At 73.7% G+C, this 9,195-nt stretch carries 1 protein-coding gene; it reads right to left on the reverse strand.

Features of this window, described 5'->3' with window-relative positions; genetic code table 11:
- Positions 1-9,195: SDR family NAD(P)-dependent oxidoreductase (locus ABD296_RS48035; protein ID WP_344284760.1), on the reverse strand; the 9,195-nt coding region annotated here is incomplete at both ends.

Below are 9,195 nucleotides of genomic sequence, written 5' to 3' on the forward strand. Positions count from 1 at the left end.
GGAATCCGCCGATCGCGTCCCGGCCCTGGGCGACCAGTTCCCACAGTTCCTCCGGGGTGGTGACCTCGCCGGGGTAACGGCAGCCCATACCCACGATCGCGATCGGCTCGTCCGTGGCCGTCGCTCGCACGGTCGCGGATGCGCCCGCGAGCGTGTTGAGAAGCGTGTTCCGCAGCTCCTCGGCGAGCGCCCTGGGCGTGGGGTGGTCGAAGATCAGCGTGGCGGGCAGGCGGCGGCCGGTGGCGGCGGCGAGGCGGTTGCGCAGCTCGATCGCGGTGAGCGAGTCGAATCCCAGCTCGTTGAACTGCCGGTCGGGGTCGATCCCGTCGGGACCGGTGTGGCCCAGGACTGCGGCGACACCGCCGCGGACCAGGTCGAGCAGGTGCTCCCGCTGCTGGTCGGGGGCCAGCGTGCCCAGATGATCGGCCAGGCCCGCGGCCGCGGCGGCGCTGGGACGGTGGGCGCCGCCGACGAGCGACCGCAGCAGCGCCGGGGGCGCTGCGCCCACATTCCGCGCGCTGATCGGCACGGCGATCAGGTGAGGCCGGGGCGTGGCGAGGGCCGCGTCGAAGAGCTCCAGGCCCTGCTCGTCGGTGATCGGGCTCATGCCGACGCGCATGATGCGGTTACGGTCGGTGTCGGTGAGGTGGGCGGTCATGCCGGTGTCCTGCTGCCAGTAGCCCCAGCCGATCGACTGGCCCGGCAGCCCCTCGGCGTGCCGGTGGACGGCGAGTATGTCCAGGAAGTGGTTGGCGGCGGCGTAGGCGGCCTGGCCGGGGGAGCCGAGTGTGGAAGCGGCCGAGGAGAACAGGACGAAGGCGTCCAGGGGGAGGTGGCGGGTCTGCTGGTGCAGGTTCCAGGCCGCGTCCACCTTGGGTGCGAAGACCCGCTCGACCTGCTCCGGTCCCAGTGAGGTGGCCACCGCGTCGTCGATGACCCCGGCCGCGTGGATGACGGCGGTGAGGGGGTGTTCGGTCGGGATGGCGGTGAGGAGTTCGGTGAGTTGGGTGGGGTCGGCGGTGTCGCAGGCGGTGATGGTGACGTGGGCGCCGAGTTCTTCCAGGTGATGGGTGAGTTCTTGGGCTTGGGGGGAGTCGGGTCCGGTACGGCTGGCCAGGGTCAGGTGGGTGACGCCGTGGGCTGTGACCAGGTGCTCGGAGACCAGGCGGCCCAGGGTGCCCGTGCCGCCGGTGATCAGCACGGTGCCGCCGGGTGTGAAGGCAATCGCCCCCTGGGAGGCGTCGGGACCGGCCGGCCGGGTCAGGCGCGGGACGAATAGGTCGGTGCCGCGGACGGCGATCTGGGGTTCGTCCTGGCCGAGGGCGGTCCCGATCGCCGCGGGAAGCGTCCGGAGGCTCGCGTCCTCCCGGTCGACGTCGATGAGCGTGACGCGGCCGGGATGCTCGGCCTGGACGCTGCGGACCAGCCCCCACACCGGCGCCTGCGCGGGGTCCGGGGTCTCCGGCTCCGTGCCCGCGCCGGTGCCCGCGGTGGTCAGGAGCACCAGGTGGCTGCCACCGAGGCGATCGTCGGCCAGGAAACTCTGAATCAGCCGCAGCACCCGCTGAGTGGCGGAGTGCGCCCGCTCGACGGTTTCTCCTTCGCCATCGGCGCCGGGACAGCGGGCGACGATGATCGGGGGCGGGGCGCCGAGTTCCGCGACCTGCTCCAGATCGTCGTACGCCATGGCCCCGACGCCGAGCAGGGCGTCCTCGCCCGTGGCCAGAACCGCGTAGGGCTCGGCGGGGGCGTCGGTGCTCGGCGGGACGGCCGGCCACGTGAGCGCGTACAGGTGCCTGCGCTGCGCCATCCCGGCCGGCAGCTCGGAGGCAACGGGACGCAGCGTGAGCGCGCCGACGGTGATGACGGGGCGGCCGGCGGCGTCGGCGGCCGTGAGGGAGACCCGGCCGCCCTCCTCCGCGTCGCCGGTGGCGATGGCGACGCGGAGTGCCGTGGCGTCGGCGGCGTGGACGGTTACGCCGTTCCAGGCGAACGGGAGGTGGGCCCGGTCCGCACGGGAGCCGCCGACCAGGACGATGGGATGGAGCGCGGCGTCCAGCAGGGCCGGGTGGAGGGCGAAGCCGGAGGCGGCGTCGGCGTCGGGCAGCCGCACTTCCGCGCAGACCCCGGCCGGGGTGGTCCAGGCGGCCCGCACGCCCTGGAAGAGCGGCCCGTAGTTCAGGCCCAGGTCATCGAACCGCTCGTAGAGGTCGGCGGTGGGGATGGGCTCGGCGCCGGGCGGCGGCCACGCGGTCAGGCCGGACGTCTCGGGCGCCGGCGCCGGCGGCGGCGCGGGGGTGAGGGTGCCGGTGGCGTGGCAGGTCCAGGGTTCGCCGATGCCGGCAGGGCGGGAGTGGATCGTCAGCGCGCGGTGGCCGCCGTCATCGGGCGCGTCGACGGTGATCTGGAGCTGGGTGGGGGCCGTCAGGACGAGCGGCGTGTGGAGGGTGAGTTCCTGGATGTGCGGTGTGCCGGTGTGGTCGCCCGCGTGCACGGCGAGTTCGAGGTAGGCGGTGCCGGGCAGCACGGGGACGCCGTTGATGGCATGGTCGGCCAGCCAGGGGTGGGAGTCGGGGGACAGTCGCCCGGTGAACACGGTGGTCTCCCTGCCGACCAAGGTGACGCACGCGCCGAGCAGAGGGTGCCCCGGCGAGTCGAACCCGGCCGCCGCGGCGTCCCCGCCTGCTCCCGGCGCGACCTGCGGCCAGAACCGCTGCCGCTGGAAGGCGTAGGTGGGGAGGTCCGGGAGCGATGCCGGGCGCGCGGTGCCCAGAGTGTTCAGGACGTGGGCCCAGCTCACGGGATGGCCCTGGACGTGCAGATGCGCCAGGCCGTTCAAGAGCTGCGCCCGCCCGCCGTTGTCGCGGTGGAGTGTGCCGACGGCGATGGCGGGGGTGCCGAGGGCGTCGCAGGTGTGCTGGATGCCGATGGTCAGGGCGGGGTGGGGGCTGGCTTCGATGTAGGTGGTGTGGCCCTGCTCGATGAGGTGGGTGATGGTGGGGTGGAACTGGACGGTGTTGCGGATGTTGTCGTACCAGTACCGGTTGTCGAGTTCCGTTCCGTCGATGGGCTGTCCGGTGACGGTGGAGTACATCGCGAGGGTGGTGGCTCGGGGCTGGATGCCTGCCGCGGTTTGAATGATCTGGTCGGCGACGGTGTCGATCGCGGGGCTGTGGGAGGCGTAGTCGACGTCGATGCGGCGGGTTTTGATCTCTTGGCGTTCGCAGGTTTCGAGGAGCGCGGTGATGGCGTCTTCTGGTCCGGCGACGACGGTGGTGGCCGGTGCGTTGATCGCGGCGATCGCGATGTCGTCGGGGAGCAGCCCGGCCAGGTCGGTGGGGGTGGTGTGGACGGCGGCCATGGTGCCGGTGCCCGCCAGGGCGGTGAGGGCCTGGCTGCGTAACGCCACGACCTGGACGGCGTCCTCCAGGGTGAGGGCGCCCGCGGTGCAGGCGGCGGCGATCTCGCCCTGGGAGTGCCCGATCACCGCATCGGGTTCGACGCCCAGCGACTTCCACACGTGGGCGAGGCCGGTCATCACCGCGAACAAGGCCGGCTGTACGACATCGACCCGCTCCAGGGACGCACTGCCGGGCGCGGCGGTGAGCACGTCGGTCAGCGACCAGTCCACATGACGGGAAAGGGCGTGCTCACATGCCTGGATGTGCTCCCGGAACACCGGACTGGACTTCAGTAGTTCGGCGCCCATCCCCGCCCACTGCGAACCCTGACCCGGAAACACCAGCACCGTCTTGCCGGCAGGCATCGGACGGCCCGACACCACCGCCGGATGCGGCTCACCGGCAGCGAGCGCCCGGAGGCCGTCTCGCAGCACCGGCCCGTCGCCGACGATCACGGCGCGGTGCTCCAGCACCGAACGGGTGGCCAGCGCCCACGCCACCCCGTCGGCATCCGCCTCGGGACGGGTGTCCAGGTAGGCCGCCAGCCGTCCGGCCTGCGCGGCGAGCCCGGCCTCTGTCTTCGCCGACAGCATCCACGGAAGCGCCAGGCGATCGCCATGTGCGGGTGCGGCGACCTCGGGGCGAGGAGCGTCCGGCGGCTCGGGCGCCTGTTCGATGATCGTGTGGGCGTTGGTGCCGCTGATGCCGAAGGAGGAGACGGCGGCGCGGCGGGGTCGCCCGGTGTCGGGCCAGGGGATCTGCTCGGTGAGCAGTTCGACGTGCCCGGCGCTCCAGTCGACGTGGGGGGTCGGCTCGTCCACGTGCAGGGTCGGGGGCAGGACGCCGTGCCGCATCGCCTGGACCATCTTGATGACTCCGGCGACGCCGGCGGCGGCCTGGGTGTGCCCGAGGTTGGACTTGATCGAGCCCAGCCGTAGCGGCCGGTCCCGGTCCCGGCCGTAGGTCGCGAGCAGGGCCTGTGCCTCGATGGGGTCGCCGAGCGCCGTGCCGGTGCCGTGCGCCTCGACGGCGTCGATGTCGTCGGGCGCCAGCCGGGCCCACCTCAGCGCCTCGTGGATGACCCGCTGCTGCGACGGGCCGTTCGGTGCCGTCAGCCCGTTGCTGGCGCCGTCCTGGTTGACGGCCGAGCCGCGGACCACGGCGAGGACGGGGTGGCCGTTGCGCTGGGCGTCCGACAGGCGTTCGACCAGCAGCAGGCCGACGCCCTCGCCCCAGCCGGTGCCGTCGGCCGCCGCGGCGAAGGGCTTGCACCGGCCGTCGGAAGCGAGCCCGCGCTGCCGCGAGAACGCGACGAAGATGCCGGGCGTGGACATGACCGTGGCGCCGCCCGCCAAGGCGAGATCGCACTCGCCCCGCTGGAGCGCCTGGCAGGCCAGGTGGAGGGCGACCAGGGAGGACGAGCACGCGGTGTCGACCGTGACCGCCGGCCCTTCCAGGCCGAGCGTGTAAGCGATCCGGCCCGAAGCGACGCTGCCGGAAGTGCCGGAGCCCAGATAGCCCTCGGACTCGCCGGAGATCCTGAGATGACCGGTGCCGTAGTCGTGCGATGAGATGCCGGTGAAGATGCCGGTGCGGGTGCCGTTGAGGGTGGCCGGGTTGATGTGGGCGTTCTCGATGGTCTCCCAGGCGGTTTCGAGGAGCAGTCGTTGTTGGGGGTCGGTGGCTTGGGCCTCGCGGGGGCTGATGTTGAAGAAGTCGGCGTCGAAGTGGTCGGCGTCGTAGAGGAATCCGCCTTCGCGGGCGTAGGTGGTGCCGGGGTGGTCGGGGTCGGGGTGGTGCAGGTCGGCGAGTGGCCAGCCCCGGTTCGCCGGGAACTCGCCGATCGCGTCACGACCGGCGGCGACCAGGTCCCAGAGCTGTTGTGGTGTGCGCACGTCGCCGGGGTAGCGGCACCCCATCGCCACGATCGCGATCGGCTCCTCCGTGGCGGTCCCGAGCGCCTGGGCGGACGCCGGAGCGTGAGTGTCCAGAAGCGTGTTCTTGAGGTGCAGGGCGAGCGCCCGGGGCGTGGGGTGGTCGAACACGAGCGTCGCCGGAAGGCGCTGCCCGGTGGCGGTGGCCAGCCGGTTGCGCAGCTCGATCGCGGTGAGCGAGTCGAACCCCAGCTCGCTGAACGGGCGCGCGGCATCGACGCTCTCGGCCGACCCGTGCGCCAGGACGGCGGCGACGTTCGTTCGCACCAGCGAGAGGAGCCGCGCGTCCTGCTCCTCGGGGCCGAGCCCCGCGAGCCGGCCGGCCAGGTCGGTGGAGGTGGCCGCGCCGCCGGCCGTCCGCCGGGCCGCGGTGCCGCGGACGAGGCCCTGGAGCAGCGGAGGCGGAGGCGAAGGCGCCTTGGCGAGGTTGATCGGGGTGGCGAGCAGGTGGGGATGGGGCGTGTTCAGGACGGCGTCGAAGAGATCGAGGCCCTGCGCCGTGGGAATCGGGGTGAGGCTCTGGCCGATGCGGGCGCGGTCGGTGTCGCTGAGATGGCCGGTCATGCCGCTGTCCTGCTGCCAGTAACCCCAGCCGATCGACTGGGCGGGCAGCCCCTCCGCCTGCCGGTGCGCGGCGAGGGCGTCCAGGAAGCCGTTGCCGGCGGCGTAAGCGGCCTGGCCCGGGGAGCCCAGCGTCGCGGCCGCCGAGGAGAACAGGACGAAGGCGCTCAAGGGGAGGTCGCGGGTCTGCTGATGCAGGTTCCACGCCCCGTCGACCTTGGGGGCCAGCACGGCGTCGACCTGCTCGGAGGTCAGGGAGGTGACGACGGCGTCGTCGGTCACTCCGGCCGCGTGGATGACGGCGGTGAGGGGGTGTTCGGTCGGGATGGCGGTGAGGAGTTCGGTGAGTTGGGTGGGGTCGGCGGTGTCGCAGGCGGTGATGGTGACGTGGGCGCCGAGTTCCTCTAGGCGCCGGCGCAACTCCTGTGCTTCGGGCGTGTCGGGTCCGGTGCGGCTGGCCAGGGCCAGGTGGGTGACGCCGTGGTCGGTGACCAGGTGCTCGGCGACCAGCCGTCCCAGAGTGCCCGTGCCCCCGGTGATCAGCACGGTGCCGCGGGGGCGGAGCGGCGCGGGGATGGTCAGGACGACCTTGCCGATGTGCCGGGCCTGGCTGAGGTGCCGGTACGCCTCCGGCGCATGCCGGATGTCATAGGACGTGGCCGGGAGCGGAACGAGCCGGCCTTCCTCGAAGAGGGGCAGCAGCCGGCGCAGGATCTCCTGGATGCGCTCGGGCCCGGCCTGCAGCACGTCGAACGCCTGATACCGGACACCGGCATACCCGGCGGCGATCTGCTCGGGATCGCGGACGTCGGTCTTGCCCATCTCCAGGAAATGGCCGCCGGGGCCGAGCAGGCGCAGCGAAGCGTCGTTGAACTCCCCGGCCAGGGCGTTGAGGACCACGTCGATGTCCCGGTCGCCGAGGGCGTCGCGGAAATGCTCCTCGAACTCCAGCGTCCGCGACGAGGCGATGTGGGCGTCGTCCAGACCGCGCTGGTAGAGGGTCGGCCACTTGCCGGGGCCGGCGGTGGCGAACACCTCCACGTCCCAGTGGCGGGCCAGTTGCAGGGCCGCCGTCCCGACGCCGCCGGTCGCGGCGTGCACCAGGAGCCGCCGGCCGGGCTCGATACCGGCCAGGTCCCGCAGCGCGTAGTACGCGGTCAGGAACGCCACCGGGACGGTCGCGGCCTGGGTGAACGTCCAGCCGGACGGGATCGGGGCGACCATGCGGTGGTCGGCGACGGCGGTGGGGCCGGTGCCGGTGAAGATCCCCATGACCCGGTCGCCGGGGACGACGCCGCGCACGTCCGGGCCGACCTCCACCACGGTGCCCGCGCCTTCCCCGCCGAGCGGCCGGTCGTCCTGCGGGATCATGCCGAGCGCGTACAGGACGTCGCGGAAGTTCACCCCGACCGCGCGGACGGCGATCCGCACCTGCTCGCCTCCCAGCGGCTCGGGGTCCACCGGCGCGAGCACCAGGTCTTCCAGGGTTCCCTTCGCGCTGACGGCCAGCCGCCAGTCACCGCCCGCGGGCATCGCGAGCGTCCCGCCCCGCAGGGTGGCGGCCCGCGCCAGCCGGGCGCCGTGGACGACGCCGCCGCGCACCGCGAGCTGCGGCTCGGGCTGGGCCAGCGCGGCGGCGAGCGCCTGGCGGTCGGCGGGGCGGCCCTCCAGGTCGACGAGCGTGACGCGGTCCGGATGCTCGGCCTGCACGCTGCGGACCAGCCCCCACAGCGGGCTCTGCGCGAGATCCACCGGCGCCTGGCCCGTGACCGCGGCGGCGCCGGTGGTCAGCAGCACCAGCCGGCTCGAGGCGAGGCGTTCGTCGGCCAGGTAGCGCTGGATCAGGCCGAGTACCTGCCGGGTCGCGGCGTGCGCCCGGCCGGCGAGGTCATCGCCGGTGCCTGGCGGGCAGGGGGCGAGGATCACGTCGGGCGGTGTGCCGTCGCCGTCGGCCTCGAAGAGGTCGGCGAAGGCATCGTAGGTGCGCGTGCCCGAGGGAAGGGCTGCGGCCAGCGCGTCGGCCAGGTCCGGATCGTGCTCGCCGAGAATGGCGTACCGGCCGCCCCCGGCTGGGGCGTTCTGTGCGGGGAGGGGCTGCCACACCAGCGCGTACAGGTGGTTGCTCTGGGAGGGGCCGGAGGGCGCGTCGGGCAGCGGGCGGAGGCTGAGCTCGTCGATCGTGGCGACGGGCCGGCCCGCCGGGTCGGCCACCCTGATCGCGGCGCCGCCGCCGGTGGGCGTGATGGCGACGCGGAGCGCGGTGGCGCCGGCGGCGTGCAGGGTGACGCCGGTCCAGGCGAAGGGCAGGTGGGCCAGGCTGTCGCGGGCGCCCGGGGTCAAGGCGACGGCGTGGAGGGCGGCGTCGAGCAGCGCGGGGTGCAGGGCGTGGCCGGTGGCGGCGTCGGGGTCGGGCAGCGCGACCTCGGCGAAGACCTCCGTCGGGGTGGACCAGGCCGCGCGGACGCCCCTGAAGAGCGGCCCGTAGTTGAGCCCGAGTTCGTCGAAGCGCGCGTAGAGGCCGTCGGTCGGGACGGGGTCGGCGCCCGGCGGGGGCCAGGCGGTCAGGTCGGCGGGCTCGGGGGTCGCCGCGGCCGTGAGGGTGCCGGAGGCGTGGCAGGTCCAGGGCTCCTCGTCGGCGTCGCCGCCGTCGGGGCGGGAGTGGACGGTCAGGGCGCGGTGGCCGTCCTCGTCGGGGGCCTGCAGGGTGACCTGCAGCTGGAGCGGGACGCCGGGTCGCAGCGGCATGGGCGCCTGGAGCATCAGTTCGTGGATGTGGGGTGTGCCGGTGTGGTCGCCTGCGTGGATGGCGAGTTCGAGGTAGGCGGTGCCGGGCAGGACGGCGATGCCGTTGATGGCGTGGTCGGTCAGCCAGGGGTGGGTGTCCAGGGACAGGCGTCCGGTGAAGACGGTGGTCTGCTCGTCGGCGAGCGTCACGCATGCGGCGAGCAGCGGGTGGCCGCCCGTCTCCAGGCCCGCCGAAGTGACGTCGCCCGCGCCGGGCCGCGCCTTCACCCAGTACCGCTGCCTCTGGAACGCGTAGGTGGGCAGCTCCGCAGGGCGGGCGGGCCGAGCGACGCCCAGCGCGCTGAGGATCTGCGGCCAGTCGAGCTCGACGCCGTGGGCGTGCAGGCGGCCGAGCGCCGAAAGGAACGTGGGCAGTTCCTCGCGCCCGTCGCGCAGGGTCGGCGTCACGAGAACCTCGTCGGCGGGCACCCCGAGATCGGCGAGGGTGTCGTGGGTGAGTGGTGTGAGTGTGGGGTGGGGTGTGGTTTCGAGGTAGGTGGTGGTGTTGGTGTGGT

Source organism: Actinomadura napierensis, from assembly GCF_039529375.1.
Classification (GTDB): Bacteria; Actinomycetota; Actinomycetes; order Streptosporangiales; family Streptosporangiaceae; genus Spirillospora; species Spirillospora napierensis.